This is a genomic window from Heyndrickxia sp. FSL K6-6286, from assembly GCF_038630395.1.
Taxonomy (GTDB): Bacteria; Bacillota; Bacilli; order Bacillales; family Bacillaceae_C; genus Heyndrickxia; species Heyndrickxia oleronia.
In genome coordinates this window covers 1,911,436-1,933,178 of sequence record NZ_CP152029.1, presented here as the reverse complement: position 1 = coordinate 1,933,178, position 21,743 = coordinate 1,911,436, and the positions used below count along the sequence as shown (strand labels likewise).

Sequence of the window (21,743 nt, the reverse complement as noted above, 5' to 3'; positions counted from 1 at the left end):
GAAAAGTGCCTAATATACATATAAGATTATTTGTTGCGTCTGTAAAAGCCCTACTGCCGGCTTTTACACCTAATAATAGGACAGCATTCTTTCTAAGTTTTCAGCTCTTTTCTCAGTAGAATAAAGGATTTGGCTGTCTTCAACGTATTTTTAATTAGTTAAAAAATTCTCTGAATAGCAACAGGTTTGAGAAAAGTGCCTAATATACATATAAGATTATTTGTTGCGTCTGTAAAAGCTCTACTGCCGGCTTTTACACCTAATAATAGGACAGCATTCTTTTAACGTTTGTAGCTCTTTTCTTAATGAAGGATTTGGCTGTCTTCAACCTATTTTTATTAGTTAAAACATTCTCTAAGTAGCAACAAGATTTGAGAAAAGAGCATAAAAAAAAATAGGAGAGATTACTCTCCTATTTCCTTTTAAATAGCATGATAATTGAATAGGGCAATACACCAAACCAGCGATAAAGAAATGGATTCTTTTGTTCTTTTCGTTCCAATCGTGATTGGATTCGATCGGATTTTGGCGTGTCAAAGTGTTTCACAAAGGTTTGGGTAATATATTTTACATAATCATTAGTAGACATATTTTTTACACCACCCCTATGATACTTAATTATTGCCAAGCTCTAATCCTTGTATACATCCTTCAAGTTTTTTTAACGTTTCAGGGATGGATAAATTAGTGGTATCTATAATCATATCTGCACTTTCCTTATAATACGGCAATCTTGATTGATATAGATTAATCATTTCTCTTTCTGATTTATTCCGTGCCAATGGACGTGTCGGGTCATTTTGTATTCTTTTGACCATCTGAAGAGGATCACATTGCAAAAATATTGTGAAGCCTAATTTTTTTAATAATTGTTGATTTACTTCTGAACTAATAATTCCCCCTCCAGTAGTGATAATCCCTTCATACTCTTCTGTCCTTTGTAAAATTTCTGTTTCTTTTTTGCGAAAATATTCTTCACCTTTATTTGCAAAAATTTCTGCAATGGTTGTTCCTTCTTCCAGCTCAATCAAAACATCTGTATCATACATAGAACATTTCAATAGCTTGGAAAGTTCTTTTCCAATTGTTGTTTTTCCGGCACCCATAAAACCTATGATATACAGCTTATCCACTATTTCCTTCTCTCCTTAATTTTCATTCCATTTTAATGGACGATGGTCTTTTATACTATATAATACTTGATATTTAATCGCTCGACCATGCTCTATTGATGTAGTAATGTTTATTAAATAATTCTCCTCTTCTTGAGGATAGACATGATAATTAATTTTTCCTTGATTAAATGCAATTGTGCCGCTATCCATATTATTTTGATTTTCAATTTGCCTAATTAAGCTTTTTATTGCCATCACGTTTAAACTATTACTGATATAATATCCTTTTGTTTCATGCAAATATCGTTTTTCAGATAAATAAATATGGGTAGAGGATGTTAGGAATAAAAAGGTAATAAATATAACCCCTAATACGAGAGGGAAAACAAAACCTTTTTGATTTCTCATTGCCGACTCCCTCCATCTATTGACGATATACGATTGAACTATAATTGGCATCCCGTTGATGATGATTAATAAATTGAATGTGAACTTGCAACTTTAAATCGTTTACTCCAAATAGTACCTGATTTATATTTTGCAATACAATTTCATGACCTTCAGAATCAACTCTTCGTCTTAAGACAGTCCCATACTGTTCATACATGATCATTTGATCGTTCATTTTAAGAAAAAGCCTATTATTACTAACATCCAATCCATCACTTTCCCTCATTTCTTTTCTTAACTGGATTAAAAAAAGATTCCATTCATAATCTTCTTCAGTTGATAAGGATTGATTAATATGCTCGTATGTTTTGATAAACAGGGGGAAAAGGAGGAAGATCATCGAAATGATAAGCATCGTAAGAATACATTCTATTAAAGTAAAGCCCATCTGATTTTGTTTCTTCCTTAATACAATGATTCCTTTCAGCATAATAAACACAAGCCTTCCATTCGGGGTTATTTTCAATAAAAAGTTGATATGAAACACCATCAATTTGAACTTCATTGGCAATACTTGTTCCATTAATGACATATTCCTCAAGATGTTCATAAAGTACCCTAGCAGCAGTCAAGTCCTGTTTTTCATCAATTTGTTTTTGTAAAATCAAGAACATTAATGGAAATAAAAGAGCAGCAATCATCATCATTCCTCCAAGAGAGAGAATTCCTTCTGCCAATGTGAAGCCCTTACTATTGTTCAAATCGAAATCTCCCCCTTCCAATATAAAATATCAGCTTCATCTCACGTTTATCACTTTTAAAACGCAGTGTTCCAAATTTACTTATATTTCCACTCGGTAATATTGTATATGAGGTTAAACTGCCACCACTTAACATGTCGATTGATGGAGGTAGTTTTCGATCAAAGAGGACTGTGCTATCGCTTGTTGAAAGGGCTGTATATTGATCATAAAAGGGATAAAACTGAACCAATACTGATTCATGGCGATTAATGGCATAGGACTGTGCATAATAAAGATCTGCTTCAAGTTGGGTTATAAATACATTCCTTTCAATTGACCCCCTCATTTTTTTGACACTTGCGCTCCCAAGAAGCAGGAAAATTGTTAAAACAAGTAAAACTATTAAAACTTCAATAAGTGTAAAACCCCTTGACCCTTTTAGCACGATCATGATGGATCCTTTACTTCTGTGACTTTTCCTTCAGAATTGATGGAAATTTCATTCCCATTCGGACATTTTGTCTTTTTCTCTACTAGATACCCTTCATTTACTAATTCTTGAATCGTATTCGGAAATTTTTTATATTCCATTTCATACGCCTGAACTTGTCCTTGTACCATTTGAACAAAAGCCTCACATCCTTTATTATTTATCGATTTACTATGCTTTGTAATATTAGGAATGGCAACAAAAATTAATACCGTAATAATTAATAAGACAACAAGCATTTCTATTAATGTGAAACCACTATTATTTTTTAATATTTTCATTTCATCATCACCTCATTAAATGGAATCTATCATTTCAAACATTGGTAAGAGAATAGATAAATACACAGAAATAACCAAAATTCCAATAAAGATAAACATAATTGGTTGTAAGAGCCGAAATATTTTTTGTATCTTCTCCTCAAGTTGTTTTACACAAAACCGACTATAAAACTGTAGTTCATCATCTAATCGACCATTTTTCTCGCCATGTATAGTAATTGTTATAAATTGTTGATCCAAAAATTTCAATCTAGAAAGAGCATTAGAAAATGAGTAACCAAATTTCAATTCTTTTCGAATAGTAAAGGCTATTTCTCGTATCAATGGTTTAAAATTTTGAGTAGACATCATATCCAGAATTTCGTGAACAGAAAATCCACCTTGTAGCAAAAAGCTCCATTCTCTAGCTAAAAAATGACTTATATATAATTTGTAATAAAAATGAACAAATGGGATATGACATATCCATTCTGCTCTTTCAATCGGATTTTTCTTGCGAAATAGAAGATAAATGAAAAAACTAACACAAATAATCAAGATGAGGATCATTAACAAGTAAAATTGAGAATTTTTCATTAAGGAAATTAAAAAACTAACGGTAAAAGTAGGCTGATAATTCATCGAAGAATAAAGTAATTCAAATTGTGGTAGTAAAAAATTTTTTAACAGTTGCAGAACAAATGCGAGGAGAAAAATGAGCAGTAAGGGATATTGAAAAAGCTTCATCATCGTAACCTGGTCATGATGTTTTTTGGCTAAATAGGTTCCTGACTCCTTTAAAGCATATGATAGTTTGCCGTGCTGGTCTGCAAAAAACAATTGTGCACAAACCTTTTTATCAAATTTTTTTCGATTTAATACTTCATATAATGGGATTCCATTTTGTAAATCGACTAGTATATCATTAGGGTTGATTTTCGAATTACTCTTAAGATGCTGCAAAAAATCTATTGCCTCTGCAAGAGTGAAGCCGTTTTCAAGCATCTCACCTATTCTATTTAAGAACATTCCCTGAACCTTTAATGGGATTCGGTTCTTCCTCATCAAAAACCCAACGATCGTATTCGCTTTTGGAAATGTATCCAAGTGCAATCCCCTTTCTGATTACTTTTTTTAATGTTTGATAGTTCGATCGACAGTTTTGACCTTTGGCCTCATTTAACACACTTTTCAACATTCTTCCTGACAATAATTCATAAACCGCTGTCCGATTTCCTTTTTGGAAATTCGAACAAAAACGGGAACATCGCTCGCCACAAATCGGACATTTTAATGATACAAGTCGCTGTGCACTAACTGCTATCAATGTTTGTTCAATATCATGCCATTCCACCCCAAATTCTAATAAACGATAAATCGCCCCCTTTGCATCCCTCGTATGTAATGTACTAAGCACCAAGTGTCCTGTTAGCGCTGCTCTAATTGCGATTTTAGCTGTTTCACTATCCCGTATTTCCCCAACCATAATCACATCGGGATCATGACGTAAAATAGCCTTTAATCCAGTACTATAAGTAATACCTGCCTTTTCATTCACTTGCACTTGCACAAATGAACTATTTTGCTGCTCTACTGGATCTTCAAGTGTAATGACATTTCGCATGAGCTGATTGGAACAATGATCCACTAATGTATACATTGTTGACGATTTACCACTTCCGGTTGGTCCAGTAAAAATAATCATTCCATGAGAGTGCATGAGCAGTGCGATTAATTTTTTGGTAATCATAGGGAACAGCGAAATTTGATCGATAGTGATGGATTGATGTTGGGGTAGGATTCGTATAACAAGACTTTCCTTGGCGAGGGCCGTTGGTAAGGTAGAAATTCTAAACGAAGTCTTTTTCTCGTGCATGAGATGAAATGAACCACTTTGAGGTCTTCTTCTTTCACTAATATCCATTGAGGAGATAAATTTAAAATGAGATATTAGCCTTTCTCCAATTTCTAATGAATAATCACAATATGGAGAGAGTCTTCCGTTAAATCTAAATTGTACATGGTAATCTTTTGTTCTTGGGATAATATGGATATCTGTTGCACATAAATTGATTGCTTGTCCCAGTAATAAATCAGCAATTTTTTCTATGGACATATATCATAAGCCACCACCTTTATTATTTTATAACTATTTCGACAAAAAATTTCAATCTCCTTCATAAAAACATATTTTTTTCCCTAAATTTTTCAATCAATTTTTTATGTGTATTTATCACGTAAATGTCACAAACTAAAATACCGGGATATTTACATTTTCTATACTTTTCCTTTATAATAATAAATTGATGGAGTAAAAGGTACAAAGGAGGGATACATATGGATCGCATGTACAGAGTATTAGGATTTTGGACAGCAATTTTTGCAGTCATGCTTTATCTTGGGGATTTAAACACACTTGCATTATTATTCCTTGGTCAAACCGTATTCTTTGTTCTACTAAGTTATTTGAAATTATCTGAACGTATGTATATGTATATTTTTGGGGCGTACCTTACAATCTTCTTCGCTGGTTTTACATACTATACAACATTCATATTAGTACCAGGTGTAGAACATTAATTAAAAAAAGACTCTTGAAACGTTCAAGAGTCTTTTTTTTTGGCACTTTTCTCAAACATTGTTGCTATTAAAGTAAAGTTATCACTAATAAATATCGACTGAGGGCGTACATGTTTCTTTTACTGAGAAGAACTGCAATCTCCATAAGACCCACTAGAATCCTTTAGTGGTAGTAAAAGCCGGTAGTTGGGCTTTTACAAAAGCAACAAACTATACAAAACAGCCTTTTCTTACTAATTAAAGAACAAAATTCAATACTGGTTATTAAAGTTCAAAAATTCCTACTTGATTCAACTCAATTGCCTAGTCCCTCGAAGTTAAACGTCTTCACTATAAAGGCAAAAGCAGATTTCAATATAGAGTGAATATACTTGATGGGTTGAGTAAGCTGTTTGTGCTTTCTTATTCTGCTAAGAAAGGATTCATTCGTTTTTCATTCCCGATAGTTGTTTCTGCCCCGTGTCCCGGCAAAACCATCGTATCATCAGGTAGTACTAATAATTTTTGTTTAATACTTGTTAATAATTGTTGATGATTTCCGCCTGGAAGATCGGTACGACCAATACTCCCTAAAAACAAGGTATCTCCTGCAAAAACGGTAGATAAATCCTTTATGTAATATGAAAGACTGCCGGGTGAATGACCAGGTGTTTCAAAAAGTTCAATGGTAAATTCACCAATGGTCAATGTATCTTCTTGATGAATAATATAATCCGCTGGTTTTTGCTGAACTGCATTCCCCATCATAAACATCTGTGACCCATTTAAGTGAGGGTTATTTAACCAGTCAGCTTCCTTTTTGTGAATATAAACAGGGATATGGAAGACATCTCTCATTTGGTCTACTGCACCTATATGATCAAAATGGGCATGGGTTAATAAGATAGCGATTGGTTTAAGCTTTTGCTTATTAATAATTGAATGGAGCTTTGCTCCTTCATCACCTGGGTCAATAATAATACATTCCTGTTGATCACCTACAAATAAATAACAGTTCGTTTCTAATGGTCCTAATGGAACTCTTTGCCATTTCATTATATTAACACCTCTTTTTCAATCTTGTTCATTAATCGTAACATAGCTATAAAATATATTGTACAAGTATTGATTTTGTTTGGGTATACTATTAACAAGTCAAAGAACTTTCACTTTTGTACCTCGACAAATTTATTATAAAATTGTAAAATATCATTGAGTGCCATTATCATTTTACATATGAAAAATTGTCTACTTTACGAAGGAAGGGGTCATTATCAAATGGGTACAGTCATCATTTTTGCTTTAGTAACATTACTTGCTGTATTTGGAACAGTTAGTGCCTTCAAAAATAAAAATCCATTAGGAATTGTTTTTGGCGTAATTACACTAGGTGTTTTTGGTTGGTTTACTGTAATGACAGTTATTCATTCAGGATACCCAGCAACAATATAATCACTAAAAAAGAACAGAGTATATTGGCTCTGTTCTTTTTATATTTCTTCGATTTCTTTAACTAAGGGAATTACCCGTTTCCCTTTAAGATCTATAATATTTTCGAACTGATATCCATATAAACATAATTTTTCATTTGGTGAACATGTAATTGGTTCATTCTTTAAGTTTTTAAATAACACCTTTTCTTTCTGATTTTCAATATCAAAGCTAATTAATTTATAATCCTTATCATATTGATCGATTGAGCCGCTTTCATATGGAATAAAAGAAAGGAAGTGCTTTTCCTTCTCTAAGTAAGCATTAAAAGGAACCAACCATTCTTTAAATTGACTTAAATGAGGGACGCGAAAGGAAAACTTATCTTTTAAGGATTTATTATAAAAATGATAAATTGCTTCTTCTTTCGCCTGAGGATTCACTTCAACTGTCATGAGAAGATCCTTATATGTATCAAATTGATATAGATTCGTTTTTAGAGTTTTTGGTTGATCTACTTGTTTTAAATTATAAGAAATTAAGTTCGATGGAGCACTTGAGTCTTCCTTATTCCTGGTTTGCATAATTAGAGAATTACTACCAAACCATTTAACAAACGGATCGTCAAAAACATATTCAGTCATTTGTAATTGATTTAATTGAAGAACCTTAACCTTATAAGTCCAATCCTCATAAAATATGGTCAAAGCAAGGAGCTGTGGATTCTCTTTATTCCAGTTATAGGTCAGATCAAAGGACTCTATATCTTTTGTGTAAATCGTTTTACCTTCATCGTCCAATATATAAATTCTAGCAAGATTACTTAATGGAGCGGTTTGAATTAGTACCTTTGAACGATCAGGGCCTATTTTTACCGTTTTGATTGAGTCCTTACTATTAAAAAAGAGAGATTGTTTTCCACTCGTTATATTATATTTATAAACCTGAAACTCCTGATCATTTTTAGTGATATACAATATGGTATGATTATCAAACCAACCAGCAACTTTTTCAAATTCACCATTATCAACATGTATTGGTTTCAATTCCATGATAGGTTCTTTTGGTTTTTGAATCGTTTGATGATCCGAATATTCCTTTTCACAACCACTTAAAAGAAAAAGAAATAACATAAATGAGAAGATTGTATAAAAGTAATGACGTTTATGTTTTTTCTTTTTCATCTATTCCACTCCTTATTTATTTCTCTACCCTTACAAGAAAAATAAGAAAACCCTATTATACGAGTTTTCTTATTATAGATTATCACTTACAGTTGATGTATAAAATCTTAGTAAATCTCCGTAAATGATCTTATCAGAATAATCAAGCTCCATATTTGCTTTTTCTTGAAAATCACGACAAAAACTTTTATCTATTACTTCTCCAGTGTCTCGCAAATAACAGTTATTTGCTGTCCAAGCATATTTGTCAGTTATAAATTGACCATCTCGGAGAACGGTAAAATTAAGATGGTCTGGAGAAAATAAATCTTTCCCAAATTGAATATCTTTTTTTGTATCCACTCCCAATAGATGAAGTATGGTTGGTCGAATATCAATTTGGCCACCTACTTCGGATAGCACCTTTCCTCTTCCGTTATCAGTAACACCAGGTATATGGATAATGAAAGGAACCCTTTGAAGATCTAAATTTACATATGGGGTAATTTCTTTCCCTAAATATTCCCCCATCGAATGATGATGGTTTTCAGATATACCGTAATGATCACCATACATCACGATTATCGAATGATCATATATACCTGCTACTTTTAATTTTTCAATAAATTTTTTTATGGCTTCATCCTGATAGCGTACAGTGGTGAAATAACGATTAACCGTCTTATCACTAGAAGTATATTCATTGATTAGCTTATCTGATTCATTCAAAATAAATGGATGATGATTGGTTAATGTAAGCATTTTTGCATAAAACGGAGTTGGCATATTCTTCATTAAGTCAACAGATTGTTCAAAGAAAGGAATATCCTTCATTCCCCAGCCTACAGAATTCTCATCAGTGATAGAATAGGATGTTGAGGAGTAAAATCGTTGATAACCTAAAGATTTATACATTATATCTCGGTTCCAAAAGCTTTTATTATTTGCATGCATTCCTGCTGTAAAATAGCCATTTTGGTTTAATTTTTCAGCTAAAGAATTATATTCATTACTTGCATGCGTAAAAAATACAGCTCCTCGATTTAATGGAAATAATGAGTTTTCCACTAAAAATTCTGAATCTGAGGTTTTTCCTTGGCCTGTTTGATGATAAAACTGATCGAAATAATAGCTATCCTGAATAAATTCATTCAAAAATGGTGTGATAACTTGACCGTTCACTTTGGAATTAATGACAAAGCTTTGTGTTGACTCTAGGGAGATAACGATAACATTTCTCCCTTTCGCTATTCCAAAAAGCTTTTCACTAGGCTTTGCATAATTTGCACGTGCATAATTCTCAATATCAATTAAGTTGCTCCCATCTGCCAGAGCTTTTTGTGCGGATGTTTTTGATTGAAGGAAAATATCGTATAAATGATAATTAAAGGAACCAATATTTTTTACTAAGATTTCCCTGTCAAACGTTCGTGAAAGCAACTGTGGACGTTCTGCTTCAGCTAATCCTAGATTTAAAAACAAAACTGCACCTGTTACAAGAAAATAAGCCCTTCTGTTGATCCTTGTGGTCTGCTTAAAAGTCACTAATCTGGGTTTGAACTTAACAAGAAGCATTAAAATGATCACATCTATAAAGTAAACAAAATCCCACCAATGAATCTCTGCTACTGCACTATCCCCTAAATCACCAAAATTACTTGTTTGAAATAAAACCGGCAGTGTTAAAAAATCGGTAAAAAAACGATAAAAGACAACATTCGCATAAATAATTAAAGAAAGAAATACACTCACCAGAACAATATAGCGTATTCGAACTTTTTCCGATTTAAAGAAAAGTGACAACCCAAATACAAACAACAAAAAACTTGCAGGATTTATAAATAATATAAATTCCTGCATCCAATTTTCAATCTTAATTTGGAAAGCTGTCTTATAGATAAGGTAGGTCTTGATCCAAAGAGCTATTGCTCCAATAACAGGAAACAAAATATTCATCTTTTTAAATTTAATCATTTATACATTGGAAACCTCCTTCATCCAAAAACTCCGATAGTGGGGATTTATTTTTCCACTATGCACTATGATCCATGTCGGAAATTCCATAGAATTAAATTGAACTACGTGCTAATCGTATTACCCAATATATATGACGTCCAAAACCATTAAAAAGTTTCATGTTTGTCCAAGATTTATAACATACTATGCCAGCGCATAATTTATTTATTTCCAACATTTCCCTGAATTAGCCATGCAGCACCAATTACACCAGCATCATTCCCTAAAGTGGCTAAATCAATACGTGTAGATTGAGCAACAGTTGAGAATGCAAATTTTTGAAAATAACGAATTAACGGATCTAATAAAGTGTTCCCTGCTCGTGATACGCCACCGCCAATAATTATTTTTTCAGGATTAAATACATTCCCAACATTCGCCAATGCAATGCCTAAATAAAATACAACTCTATTTACAATTTCATTTGCCAGTATGTCGCCTTCTTTTACACTGTCAAATACATCCTTAGCAGATACTTTTCCTTTTTCAGAGTAGATGTCCTTCAATAATGAATTATTTTCATATGCATAAATGGCTTCAGTAGCCAATCGTGATATTCCTGTTGCTGAAGCAATAGTTTCTAGGCAACCTGTTTTCCCACAATTACAAGGCGCTCCATTCTCTGGGATAACCGTAATATGGCCGATTTCACCAGCTGCCCCTTTGATACCTTGAACGATTTTACCATTAGTAATAATTCCACCACCAACACCTGTGCCTAATGTCACACAAACGATATCTTTAGCGCCCTGTCCAGCCCCTTTCCACATTTCTCCTTGAGCTGCGCAATTTGCATCATTATCAATAACTACTGGCAGTCCCGTTAATTGTGTTAATGTGCGAGAGATTGGATAATTATTTTCCCAGCCAAGATTGACTGCTTCATAAATAATTCCTTCCTCTAAATTTACTGCACCAGGAGCGCCCATTCCAATTCCCTTAAGAATTTCTTTCCCTACATTTAGTCTACCTAATTGTGTATCAATTGACTCAGAAATATTTTTTAAGATATTTTTTCCGGCATCGGTATTATCTGTATCAATTTCCCACTTATGTATAATATCTCCATTTTCGTGAATAAAAGCTAGTTTAGTAGTAGTACCTCCTAAATCCACACCTACAATCCATTGTTTATCCATCCCAATCTCCCCCATTTATCAAAATCCATTTTTATTTTTTTCTTGTCTTAAAACTAAGATTGCTCGTTGAAATATTTCTTTCTCGATTAATCCTAATTTGTATAACTCTTTAACTTCCATTTCCATTAATTCTATATCAGCATTTCGATTTCCTACGTAAATGATGATGCCAAATTTTTTTAATAATTGTTGTACATCATAAAATGTCTTCAAATCCACACCCTCTTGACTTCAACCGGATTCTAATCATAAATCAGTATAGTAGATATTGTGCGGATGAACAAGTTTCAGAAAGATAAATTTGAGCTAAACAAACATAAATAAAAAATGGTGATCGTATAGTAGATTAAAGGGACAAGCAAAAGGTTGGGGAGATTCAATGAAACGAAAAAAACAAAAAATCGGATGGGTGATTCTACTTATAACAATGCTAATCTTTGTATTAAAAGTAACTCTATCACCAGTTAAAGAAACAATTATTTTCTTTCCGCTCCATAAAGAAGCACAATTTATTAAAGCGGAATCACAGTTAAATGTTACAACTTCAAAAATCAGTCCTTATAAATATAATCTTACCTATCATCTCTACTCAGAATTGGATCGATCAGCTTATTTAAGACAGGATATAGGATTATTGTATCGAAATGGCAAACTTGCAACGATCATTGGACTTAAAAATTGGAAGCAATATTCAGCTAACCTGAACCAGAATGATTTGATCAAGGATAATGACACAGCTTTCTACCAAGCAATTTCCTACCATTATGGTGAAATACAGGAGAATAGCAACATTACTAGTGTTCAAACAATGTCTATGGATTCACTATATATTATTAAATCAAAATACAGTCAAACATTTAACTCTTTTCATCATCCCCAATCAGAATTAGAAAAGGAGTGGCAGGATACATTAAAACCATATATTGATAATCAATTAAATGCAATTTGGAATAAAGGAATGAACGAACTAGATATTAATCGTCATCAATATAATTTAGTTATCCCACTGACTGAATTATCCACCTATAAAGATAAACCATTACCTGGGTTTACTAAGAGAAAATCAGAGGAAATGATCGGGAAGTTATGGGAAGGGATATATAAGAATTACCTGTTTGGAATAAAAACAGAAGAAGGTACTTCCATTAGTCCTTATGGAAGTACCATTCCTCTATTATTATTTAATCGAGACAAAACGGAAATTTTAGTACTGATTATCACAAAAGATTTTCAGCCTATAATTTTGAAACAACTGATTTAATCTTCTAATTGATTCAGTTGTTCAAGATATTCTTTATACTTTTTATCATCTGATATTCGAATTGCCTCTTTTAAATGCTGTTTAGCCTTTGTAATATTCCTATCATCTTGATAATAGATTAGTGCTAAATTAAAGTGGGCTTCATGGAAATCAGGTTTTAATTGAATTGTTTTTAATAAATGCTTTTTAGCATCTTCAGTTTTATTAAGCTGTAACTCGGTATATGAAAGCTGGAAATACGTTAATGCATCTCCTTTTCCTGTCTTTTCAAAATTACTTAATCGTTCATATACTTTTTCATAGTTTTGTCCTTTTTGAATTTCATGTTGAGCCCAGCTATTTATACTTGTTGCTGTTTCATGATGGTAGCCAAAATATAATGAAACGGCAGTGATGATCATTGTTAGAAGAAAAGCTCCAATCTGAAGCAGCACTTTCCGTTTGTTAGGAAAATACACAATAGCTGAAGCAAGAAATCCACCAAGGAGACCTCCGATATGTGCAGAAAGATCAATAACTGGAACAGTGAAGCTAATAACCAAATTTAATATTAGGACAACAATAACATTGGTCCCCATCGTTCTAAAGAAGATTTTAGGATTAGTAGCACCTATAAATAGTAATGCACCAAAACATCCATAAATTGCACCACTCGCTCCTGCCGATATTTGATCACTAAAAATAAAACTAGCAAGTACACCAGCAAATCCTGAAAAAAGATATATCAAAATAAAACGAATTCTACCATAAACTCTTTCAACAATTGTACCTAGAAAATAAATAGCAATTGAGTTCATAATCACATGTGAAAGTCCAATATGAAGAAAGATTGGTGTTACAAATCTCCACCATTCTCCTTCCATAATCGCAGGATTATACTTCGCACCATATTTGATTAAATTCTCAATATTTGTACTTCCACCAGTTATCTCTAAGAGAATAAACATAATGATCTGGATAACTAAAAAAGCATATGTAAAAAACGGCTTCCCATTATTAAAAAACTGTTGTTCTTGTTGAGAGCTTTCTACAGCTTTGTTTAATGCAGCTGATTTTATAGCTAATATCTCCTGATCATCATAATCATCTTTAAGCTGAATGGCTGATGGAATATTGATGATACTTCCAAAACTATTCACTTCTTTGTCAATTATCACACTATGAACAGTTGTTTTTTTATTCACCTGAAGCGGATGACGAATATATGATTCATACTCATCTACAGGTGTGTATTCACTAATATAAAGGTTTAAGACAGTTAATTCCCTTTTCATTAGATGTTTTCGTACATTTTCTGCTCTTACAGCAGTATGCTGAATATCACGTTGAAGCTTATTTCCCCAATCAAGATCATAGCGCAATAACCGAATGACTTGAGCATCTTTTTTTGAAGTATTTTCAAGCCATAATTCATCATGCCGTTCACTAATTTGCAATAATGAATAATTTTTTTCTATTATAAAATAATGGGCTAATCTCCAAAATAAAAAATCCTCTCTACTACTCAATCAAGCTCCTCACTCTCTATTTTTTCTTTTACTGTTTTTTTCTATTTATGTATAATCAACAACAACATTTTATATAACTATAACGAAAAAACAGACCAACTGTAAAGGAATCTCCATTGTCTACAGCTTGTCTGTCTGCGATTTAAATATATTTTTTATCGGAAAGCACTCTCCATAAATTTGGATTTAACTCCTGGAATGCTCATTACCACTCTAATAGCTATTTTTCTAAGCCAGTAGCTACCCATTACAACATTTAATAATTTATATCTATACTTGAACACACTATAAATAAAAACTCCTGATAGTAACCACTTAAACAAGGTTTTCATCAGCATTCCTCCCATATCAAGTGTCAATGTTTATCAAGTATAGTGTGTGAAGGAAGACATCATTTTATCCAAAGTTTGTACTATCTACAAATAATCTTATTACTTTCCGTTATAATGATATCTACCGGTATATCATGGTCCTCTATCGGTAAATTTTGTTTTATTTGTTCACTAAAAGCTAAGGAAATTTTACTTCCTTCATATTTAAGTAAAAAACGATCATAATATCCACCACCGAATCCTAAACGATAACCTTGCTTAGTAAAGGCTAAGCCTGGGACAATGATTAAGTCTAAGTCTGTTTTCTTTATTTCACTCGCTACATCTATTGGTTCATAAAGTCCAAAATAAACACTTTCTAACTGAGTAAAAGAAGTAATCTGTTTAAAGACCATTTCCTTTGTTTGAGGTACACACTTAGGAACTGCCACCTGTTTGCCTATATCCCAAAGGTGACGAATAATTTGCCAAGTATCAACTTCAGGAAAACGGGATAGCGTAATCGCAATCGTATTTGCTTCTTTAAATTCCTTAAGTTCTTTCAAACGTTTCGAGATAACATAGGAATTTTGTTCATATGTACAACGATTCAATGTGTCTAAGCTTTTCTTATACTTTTTTCTAAGTTCACTTTTTTCCATCATCCCCACTCCCACCTTTTACCATTCAAGAAAAAACCCTAATATAAGAAAAAAAGCAGCGGGATAGCCCAGCTGCTTACTTTGTTTCGCGATGTGCAGTTACACGTTTTTCTCTTGGACAGTATTTTTTAAGCTCAATACGGTCCGGATTATTACGCTTGTTTTTTGTTGAGATATAGTTACGCTCACCGCAATCTGTGCAAGCTAAAGTTATATTTACACGCATGTCTTTCCCTCCAAACTTCATTGCATTCATCACTATTCATACGACTTTTCTATAATATCATTTTTCTTATGGAAATGCTAGTCCGTTTTTATTTCCTTTTCAAGAAGAATAAAAAGTTTTGATACTTGAAGAACCTTCCAGAATAATAATACATCATAATTATGGAAGAAACCGTTTGTTTATGCTATAAATGAAAAGGAGCAAAAAATTGAAAGGGTGAGTATATGAGTGCATTAATTATTTTGCTGCTCATTTTGTCCATTATATTATTTATCGTATCCTTTTTCCAAAAGGATCAATCATCAAATGTAAAGAAAGAATTGGACGATCTTTCTATGAATCTATATCAAGAAACCTATCAAATGAATAAACGAATCAAAGTTTTAGAGGAAGAACTTCTTGTTGATGATCAATTGATGAAAAAAGAGCTATCAAAATCGGACAAGCCTATTGTCAATGAAATATTAAGGAACCAAGTAATTGCTTTATTTAAGCAAGGTTTAAGCGTTGAGCAAATATCCAAACAATCCGCTTTAGCTCAAGCAGAAGTAAAAAATGTGATTGCTAACTTTTTAAACCAGTAAGAAGGCGGGTGAAATACATATGGGCAAACAAATAACGAGAGCCTTCGCTGCAGGTCTTTTACTTTCAGCCATACTCATCCTTATTTTTAAGCCATTTGATTCTGGTGACAAGGAAGCGGCTGTAAAAAAAGGCTATGTCCAAGTAAAAGAAACTGAATTTAATCAAATGAAAAAAGAAAAAACAGAATGGGAAGAAAAGTATAAGGCCCTTTCAGCGAAGAGTAAGGAAACCTCAGTAAAACCTAAGGATGATAAGTCGAAGACAAAATCCGATAAAACTGAAAAAGAACCGAAAAAAGATACAACAAAAGATACAACAAAGAAAGAAACAACTAAAGAACCAATTGTAAAATATCAATTAACAATCAAAAAGGGAATGACTCCTAACCAAATAGCAGAAAAGCTAAAGGCAGCAAAAATTATTGATCATCAAGGAAATTTTGTTGAGTATTTAACTAAAAATAAATATCATGAAAAAATCCAACTTGGTGACTTTAATGTAACGAATGAAATGGATTATAAAGAAATTGCTGTTATTATTACAAAAGGCAAATAATAATATTTTGCACACTTTAAATTTACAATAAGATTAAAAACCACTTCTCAACAAGTGAGGTTTGATCTGAACCCAAAAAGTTAGACACGGGATTTAGGCAGCTACTAGGGCATGAGTTCGATATTGCACCGGACTCATGCCTTTTAATTTTGTCTTAATCCGTTTGTGGTTATAGTAGTGAATGTAATTCTCTAATTCTTCTTTAAAATGCTCCATACTCTCAAATTCTTTTAAATAGAGTAATTCAGACTTTAATAAGCCAAAGAAATTCTCCATGACTGCGTTATCTAAACAATTCCCCTTACGTGACATACTTTGAGTAATCTCATGTTTCTTTAAAGCATGTTGGTACTTCTTCATTTGATAATGCCAACCTTGATCCGAATGGAGGATAGGGGTGTCACCCTCTTTCAAATGCTCAAAAGCTTTGTCCAGCATTTTCGAAACAAGTAGATAAACAGGACGCTTTTCTATGTTATAAGCGATGATTTCTCCGTTGAATAAATCTAGAACGGGGGACAAATATAGCTTCTCCCCGTGTAGATGGAATTCTGTTACATCCGTTACCCACTTTTCGTTTGGATTCGATGCTTTAAAATCACGTTCCAAAATATTTGGGGCTATTTTCCCTACTTGCCCACGGTAGGAACGATATTTTTTCATACGCACAAGACACTTTAATCCCATCTCATTCATAAGACGGCGGACTGTTTTATGATTTATTTTGATGCCTCGGTTATGTAATTCTAATGTGATCCGACGATATCCATATCGTCCCTGATGTTCATCAAAAATCTCCTGAATTAACTCTTTAACTTCCTTATATTTATCTGGGCGATCCATTTGTTTTACCCAATAGTAATACGTACTACGCGCAATACCAGCGACCTTTACTAGATCAATCACTTTAAATTCTTGCCTTAATTCATAAATTATTTGCGCTTTGTCCTGTTCTGTAGTTTTTCCTTTTCTTGAATTAAGGCATGTAACTTTTTTAAGTAAGCATTCTCCATCCGTAAACGTTCATTTTCAGCTCGTAATGCTTCTTCAGACCCTTCTACTGGTTGAGGTTTATTCGTTTCCTTTTTCATTGGTGGGCGCCCCTTTTGTGTTGGTTTCAGGGCGTCAATTCCATGTAATTCAAAACCTTTTTGCCATTTTAGAATGGTACTATGTGTTGCAATGTTAAATATTGCAGCAGTTTCCCTTATAGACGTCCCTGTCTCTCTCATATAATTCAGTACGTCTAGTTTAAACTGTGTTGTATAAGATGTATAGGGTTTTATTAAAGCATCGGCACCATGATATTCATATTGTTTTATCCAATTTAATAAGACTGTATGATGTACCCCTATGGATTTCGCAATAAATTTTACCCCCTCCGTTCCCTGTAGATAACGAATAACTGCTTCTATTTTTTCCTCTATATTAAATTTAGACATATAAAAACTGCACCTCCAACTGTTAGTTTGTGTCTAACAATTGGGGTGCAGTTCAGTTGAGGTAGTGGTTTTTTATTTAATAAAAAAAACAAAAATCATATTTTAAACCAAAGAAGCGTGTAACCGAATTGTATTATTTATATTTATTTTCATTCAAGTTTTCCTAAAAAAAACATTCTTAAAGTAATTACTATACACTTAAATTTTCATTTCTTTTTCCATGCATATTGTAAGGAGTATTTTGAATTCTAGTTTTTTCATAATTTGTAATCTTAAATAAGTAATTATCGAAAAATTAGGAATTTTAACAAATTAATCCTATATTAAAATAGAAATTTTTGAATCTTAAGTCCTTCATAAGTTTCAATTGTAGCTAAGACTTTCAGATCATTTTTTGATTTATTAATGATTTCTAAATATTAGTTTGTTATGATTAGTTATAAATTATGAAAGGAGATGGTATTGTGAAAAAACTTATTCGTAGTTTTACTGCTTTAACTTTATTATTGCTAGGTATTTCATTTACATTCAATGATTTAAAAGTTAAAGCTGCAACTTCTTCATAGCAATCAGTCACTGGAATCTCAGGTTGTAAAGTTAGAGTTTGGACTGATTATACAGCCTATACATCTAGTGCTGATACTATTAATTCGTATTTAGAAAGTAATGGTTACTGCGGAAGGCTAGAGTATGAAAATATGATTGCACAACAGGAAGGAAATGCCAATTTTTACAGCAGAGATCGATATAGTGGATACTTTTCCAATCAAACACCTACCAAATTGTTTAATTTAAATAACTTTACCGGCAAATTTTATAGTACTACTGACGTCAAAGTTTATGCCCTTGTATGGAAGGATGGTAAAAAGTCGTCAACTGCAACTCTTATAGAATCTCTTCCTTTAACGATTTATAAGAGATAAATAGAACATAATATAAAATCAAGCTTACCGAAGAAACTATTTAAATTGTCTATTAATATGGCCAGTGTCTGAAGGCGCTGGCTTTAAAAATACATCTAAGCTTCATTACACTTGCTGCTTTTCTCCCCTAAAAGAGCATTGGTATTTTTACCATTATTAAAAAACTATAAACTTTTAAGTGCAATATCACGCTTTTCCTGGTCCCGATTATTTATTAAAAGTTGCTTTTTTTACACCAATTGTGCTCCTAAAATTCTTCCCCTAGAATAGTCCATTCTATAGTTTTACTATAAAATTACATTTTACACAAAAATTATAAGTACACCTTTTCCTTTTTAATCGTCTCAAAAGATGGTGATGGTTTATTAACTATATGAACTTGTTCAATCAAGTAGAGCCTTCATTATCACTACTCCCTGATATTTAAAATCTTTGCAATATCTCAACATACTACATCTGTATTTATAGTAGATAATTTTTCTCCTTTACTTATTTTTTTGCCATTTAACTACTTTCCTTTCTTTTATAGAGATTTGATCAATCTCTCTTTTTTGATGAAAATGAGTTTTTGTTCGTATAATACTTTACTTAATAGTAGAACAGGTGATTTTTGTTCTTCAAATTGTCACAAAATTTTACTGACTAAAGTCAAAAAAAAAGCCAGTGAAGAAAATCATATCTCCACTAGCCTTCATTTTTTATAATTTAGAATTCCATATTGTTTTAATCTTCTTTCCTCTACGAATCCGATTCCTGTTTTTTCACTTCACTGATATTCTCAACCTTTTGAATAGAACTTGATTGAGTTAATCCCTCTTTTTCACGTTTCTCTTTCAAATCAAAATAAGCTTTAAATACACGATTAGCAATTTTTAAGTTTGTATGCGGGTCTTTGTTATTGCCAATATACGACCATGGAAGAACGACCGAAATCGCTATTTCTGGTTTATCATATGGAGCATAGCCGACAAAAGTTGAATTCCATGTTGTTGGCAAGTTCTCAAATCGATAATTTTTTCGTTGTGGTCCATCATACAGACCTTGTGCCGTTCCTGTCTTTCCTGCTACCTTTAGTTCCTTTGATATTTGATTATAGGCAGTACCACCTTGTTCATTTACAACCTTCCAAAATCCTTCTTTTACACGATTAATCCAACTCGTTTTCATATCGACCTTATTTAAGATTTTGGGTTCAATTTCTTGAATGACTGGTCCAAGTTCATCCGCGTTTTCATTAGGCATTCGGATTTCCTTTGCAATATGTGGCTCAACACGATATCCTCCATTAGCAATTGTTGATACATATTGAGCTAATTGCAATGGGGTATACGTATCAAATTGGCCAATTGCAAAGTGCAGCACGTTCCCATTTTCAGGAGGAACCGCCTGACTATATCCAACTTGCTCACCAGGTAAGTCAATTCCAGTCTTAACCCCTAAACCAAATTGTGCAAAATTTTTGCGAAACTCATTAATGGCACGAATTTTATCAATTCGTAAAGGTCCTTCAGGAACATATTGTTGCTGACCTCCTAATTTCATAGCAGTAAGAAACATATATACGTTAGAAGATCTTTTTAATGCAGTCAGGTCATTAATGTTTCCCATTGGATATGCAGTCCATGATTTCATGACAGGTGTACTCGCAAAATTCAATGGTCGGTCATTTAAATATTCATTAGGATGAATTGCACCAGACTGGTACCCAGTTAATATAGTTGCTCCCTTGATTACCGAACCAGGCGCATAGGATGTAATCATATTTCCTAAAGCAAAATCGTTTAATTCCGTTTCTCCCGTTTCCGAATCCTTCACATACTGCTTGCCGCCTAAAGCGAGAATTTCACCTGTATTCGGATTCATTGCGGTAACGAAGGCGCGGTCAAGAAGATAACTATCCCCTCTCCTCTTGGCTGTTGCAAGTTCTTCTTTAATAATTTTTTCTACTTCTTTTTGGAACTCGATATCTATAGAGAGTACGAGATCATCTCCGCGTTTACCATGCCTAATAACTTCGGAATCAAGGACATTACCAGCTTTATCCGTTACATTTTTTAATTTTTCTTTTTGTCCTTGCAATACATCTTCGTATTGATATTCAATGTAACTTTTACCAACTCGATCGTTACGACTATAGTCTCTAGCTAAATAATAATCAACTAGTTCCTTAGGCAGACCTTCCTTCGAACTAGAAACTTTTCCAATCACAGAACCTAATGTTTCATTACCAGCTTTGTCCTTATATACATTATATCGATCCCAATCCGTAGTTGTATTAACCCCTGGAAGAGAATCAAGATTTTCACTAACAACTGCAAATTCCTCTGGTGAGACATTTTTGTTCTTAATAACTTGAGGTGATAATGGATAACCGCCAATCATTTCACGGTAAATCGCTAGTACTTCCAGTTCATCTTTTGAAAAAGAGTTAATCTCTTTATCTGTAATACGATCAAGAGTTTCTTGATAAATTTTCGAACTATCATTTTTAAATTTTTCTTTTTCAGCTTTTGACACTTTAGCATCCGCTTCTTCTGGATGCTTCAAGATCCAAAAATCCTTTTTGTCTCTTTCCGTAATAGCTTTAAAATCTGCTTCTGTATCCTTCTTAATAAGTTTTGCTAAATCCTCTGCAACTTTTAAAATGTCCTCTTGCTTTATATTTTGTGGCCTAGTATATGTAATCGCATTTAACGGTTTATTACCAACTACTAATTTACCATTACGATCTAAGATTTTACCACGTGGTACAGAGGTATTTACCGTTACATTCTCTTTTCTATCAATTTCCCGTTTATAATCATCACCATAAACAATCTGAACGATTCCTAAGCGAAGAATGAGGACAGAAAAAAGTATAAAGACAACAAAAAAAAGAATATTCATTCTTAAGCCGACAAACGCCTTTTTTTTCTTTTTCGTTTTCTTCAATAGACAAATCCCTCCCACTTTTCTACATCACTC

Annotated in this window: 26 protein-coding genes; 6 read left to right on the top strand and 20 right to left on the bottom strand. The window is 32.8% G+C overall.

What is annotated here, in order from left to right:
• Window positions 1–412 precede the first annotated feature (412 nt).
• Genes MHI39_RS09735 through comGA form a run of 9 tightly spaced genes read right to left on the bottom strand, consistent with a single transcriptional unit; the run spans window position 413 to window position 5,114 of the window.
• Window positions 413–589, bottom strand: a complete 177-nt coding sequence (locus MHI39_RS09735; protein ID WP_065107193.1) for a YqzE family protein — start codon at window positions 587–589, stop codon at window positions 413–415.
• A 25-nt stretch (window positions 590–614) separates the two neighbouring features.
• Entirely contained in the window at window positions 615–1,133 is a 519-nt protein-coding gene (locus MHI39_RS09730) for a shikimate kinase (RefSeq protein ID WP_321202138.1), read from the bottom strand.
• Between the two features lie 15 nt (window positions 1,134–1,148).
• Window positions 1,149–1,523: a competence type IV pilus minor pilin ComGG gene (gene comGG / locus MHI39_RS09725; RefSeq protein WP_342541179.1), complete on the bottom strand. Its 375-nt coding sequence runs from the start codon at window positions 1,521–1,523 to the stop codon at window positions 1,149–1,151.
• A 16-nt stretch (window positions 1,524–1,539) separates the two neighbouring features.
• Entirely contained in the window at window positions 1,540–1,953 is a 414-nt protein-coding gene (comGF, locus tag MHI39_RS09720) for a competence type IV pilus minor pilin ComGF (RefSeq protein WP_161809502.1), read from the bottom strand.
• Window positions 1,856–2,266, bottom strand: a complete 411-nt coding sequence (locus MHI39_RS09715) for a type II secretion system protein (RefSeq protein ID WP_058002188.1) — start codon at window positions 2,264–2,266, stop codon at window positions 1,856–1,858. The genes comGF and MHI39_RS09715 overlap by 98 nt, the downstream gene beginning before the upstream one ends.
• Complete coding sequence (gene comGD / locus MHI39_RS09710; protein ID WP_058002187.1) at window positions 2,256–2,699, bottom strand: competence type IV pilus minor pilin ComGD; 444 nt, start codon at window positions 2,697–2,699, stop codon at window positions 2,256–2,258. The genes MHI39_RS09715 and comGD overlap by 11 nt, the downstream gene beginning before the upstream one ends.
• Window positions 2,696–3,019: a competence type IV pilus major pilin ComGC gene (comGC, locus tag MHI39_RS09705; RefSeq protein WP_058002186.1), complete on the bottom strand. Its 324-nt coding sequence runs from the start codon at window positions 3,017–3,019 to the stop codon at window positions 2,696–2,698. The genes comGD and comGC overlap by 4 nt, the downstream gene beginning before the upstream one ends.
• A 15-nt stretch (window positions 3,020–3,034) precedes the next feature.
• Window positions 3,035–4,105 (bottom strand): competence type IV pilus assembly protein ComGB, encoded by a 1,071-nt coding sequence (gene comGB / locus MHI39_RS09700; protein WP_083498326.1) that lies wholly within the window; start codon window positions 4,103–4,105, stop codon window positions 3,035–3,037.
• Window positions 4,014–5,114, bottom strand: coding sequence for a competence type IV pilus ATPase ComGA (gene comGA / locus MHI39_RS09695; RefSeq protein WP_078111013.1), 1,101 nt, complete (start codon window positions 5,112–5,114; stop codon window positions 4,014–4,016). The genes comGB and comGA overlap by 92 nt, the downstream gene beginning before the upstream one ends.
• 221 nt (window positions 5,115–5,335) lie before the next feature.
• Here comGA and MHI39_RS09690 point away from each other — a divergent pair, with 221 nt between their 5' ends.
• Complete coding sequence (locus MHI39_RS09690) at window positions 5,336–5,578, top strand: DUF2626 domain-containing protein (protein ID WP_058002183.1); 243 nt, start codon at window positions 5,336–5,338, stop codon at window positions 5,576–5,578.
• 402 nt (window positions 5,579–5,980) lie between these two features.
• Here MHI39_RS09690 and MHI39_RS09685 read toward each other — a convergent pair whose 3' ends face one another.
• Complete coding sequence (locus MHI39_RS09685; RefSeq protein ID WP_058002182.1) at window positions 5,981–6,613, bottom strand: MBL fold metallo-hydrolase; 633 nt, start codon at window positions 6,611–6,613, stop codon at window positions 5,981–5,983.
• 222 nt (window positions 6,614–6,835) lie between these two features.
• On the opposite strand from MHI39_RS09685, the gene MHI39_RS09680 reads away from it, so the two are divergent.
• Window positions 6,836–7,009 carry a DUF2759 domain-containing protein gene (locus MHI39_RS09680; protein ID WP_065107192.1) on the top strand — a complete coding sequence of 58 codons (174 nt, stop codon included), beginning with the start codon at window positions 6,836–6,838 and terminating at the stop codon, window positions 7,007–7,009.
• Between the two features lie 38 nt (window positions 7,010–7,047).
• Here MHI39_RS09680 and MHI39_RS09675 read toward each other — a convergent pair whose 3' ends face one another.
• From MHI39_RS09675 to MHI39_RS09660, 4 genes are all read right to left on the bottom strand, one after another.
• Window positions 7,048–8,172, bottom strand: a complete 1,125-nt coding sequence (locus MHI39_RS09675; RefSeq protein ID WP_342541177.1) for a hypothetical protein — start codon at window positions 8,170–8,172, stop codon at window positions 7,048–7,050.
• A 72-nt stretch (window positions 8,173–8,244) separates the two neighbouring features.
• Window positions 8,245–10,125, bottom strand: a complete 1,881-nt coding sequence (locus MHI39_RS09670; RefSeq protein ID WP_342541176.1) for an LTA synthase family protein — start codon at window positions 10,123–10,125, stop codon at window positions 8,245–8,247.
• A gap of 203 nt (window positions 10,126–10,328) precedes the next feature.
• A complete protein-coding gene (locus tag MHI39_RS09665; RefSeq protein WP_058002179.1) occupies window positions 10,329–11,306 on the bottom strand; it encodes an ROK family glucokinase in 978 nt (325 codons plus the stop codon).
• Window positions 11,307–11,324: 18 nt separating this feature from the next.
• Window positions 11,325–11,519 (bottom strand): YqgQ family protein, encoded by a 195-nt coding sequence (locus MHI39_RS09660; protein ID WP_058002178.1) that lies wholly within the window; start codon window positions 11,517–11,519, stop codon window positions 11,325–11,327.
• A gap of 166 nt (window positions 11,520–11,685) precedes the next feature.
• Between MHI39_RS09660 and MHI39_RS09655 the strand changes: the two genes are divergently transcribed.
• Window positions 11,686–12,567: a hypothetical protein gene (locus tag MHI39_RS09655; RefSeq protein ID WP_280615877.1), complete on the top strand. Its 882-nt coding sequence runs from the start codon at window positions 11,686–11,688 to the stop codon at window positions 12,565–12,567.
• On the opposite strand, the gene MHI39_RS09650 is transcribed toward MHI39_RS09655, so the two are convergent.
• The 4 genes from MHI39_RS09650 to rpmG all read right to left on the bottom strand — a co-directional run bounded on the left by MHI39_RS09650 (window position 12,564) and on the right by rpmG (window position 15,274).
• Window positions 12,564–14,075 carry a rhomboid family intramembrane serine protease gene (locus tag MHI39_RS09650; RefSeq protein WP_342541175.1) on the bottom strand — a complete coding sequence of 504 codons (1,512 nt, stop codon included), beginning with the start codon at window positions 14,073–14,075 and terminating at the stop codon, window positions 12,564–12,566. The two genes, MHI39_RS09655 and MHI39_RS09650, sit on opposite strands and share 4 nt — an antisense overlap.
• A gap of 155 nt (window positions 14,076–14,230) precedes the next feature.
• Window positions 14,231–14,407 (bottom strand): hypothetical protein, encoded by a 177-nt coding sequence (locus MHI39_RS09645; RefSeq protein ID WP_158022210.1) that lies wholly within the window; start codon window positions 14,405–14,407, stop codon window positions 14,231–14,233.
• 80 nt (window positions 14,408–14,487) lie between these two features.
• Window positions 14,488–15,051: a 5-formyltetrahydrofolate cyclo-ligase gene (locus MHI39_RS09640; protein ID WP_342541174.1), complete on the bottom strand. Its 564-nt coding sequence runs from the start codon at window positions 15,049–15,051 to the stop codon at window positions 14,488–14,490.
• Between the two features lie 73 nt (window positions 15,052–15,124).
• Window positions 15,125–15,274 (bottom strand): 50S ribosomal protein L33, encoded by a 150-nt coding sequence (gene rpmG, locus MHI39_RS09635; RefSeq protein WP_058002175.1) that lies wholly within the window; start codon window positions 15,272–15,274, stop codon window positions 15,125–15,127.
• A gap of 224 nt (window positions 15,275–15,498) precedes the next feature.
• Between rpmG and MHI39_RS09630 the strand changes: the two genes are divergently transcribed.
• On the top strand, window positions 15,499–15,858 hold the full coding sequence (locus MHI39_RS09630; RefSeq protein WP_058002174.1) for a hypothetical protein: 360 nt from the start codon (window positions 15,499–15,501) through the stop codon (window positions 15,856–15,858).
• 19 nt (window positions 15,859–15,877) lie between these two features.
• Window positions 15,878–16,414: a hypothetical protein gene (locus MHI39_RS09625; RefSeq protein ID WP_342541173.1), complete on the top strand. Its 537-nt coding sequence runs from the start codon at window positions 15,878–15,880 to the stop codon at window positions 16,412–16,414.
• 93 nt (window positions 16,415–16,507) lie between these two features.
• Here MHI39_RS09625 and MHI39_RS09620 read toward each other — a convergent pair.
• Window positions 16,508–17,856 (bottom strand): IS3 family transposase gene (locus tag MHI39_RS09620; protein ID WP_342539361.1). Its coding sequence is split into 2 segments (ribosomal slippage): window positions 16,508–17,400 and window positions 17,400–17,856, totalling 1,350 coding nucleotides; the frame shifts between segments, so codons are not numbered across the junction.
• A gap of 698 nt (window positions 17,857–18,554) precedes the next feature.
• Here MHI39_RS09620 and MHI39_RS09615 point away from each other — a divergent pair.
• Complete coding sequence (locus tag MHI39_RS09615) at window positions 18,555–18,779, top strand: hypothetical protein (RefSeq protein ID WP_342541172.1); 225 nt, start codon at window positions 18,555–18,557, stop codon at window positions 18,777–18,779.
• A 738-nt stretch (window positions 18,780–19,517) separates the two neighbouring features.
• Here MHI39_RS09615 and MHI39_RS09610 read toward each other — a convergent pair.
• Entirely contained in the window at window positions 19,518–21,710 is a 2,193-nt protein-coding gene (locus MHI39_RS09610) for a penicillin-binding protein 2 (protein WP_342541171.1), read from the bottom strand.
• Window positions 21,711–21,743: the final 33 nt, after the last annotated feature.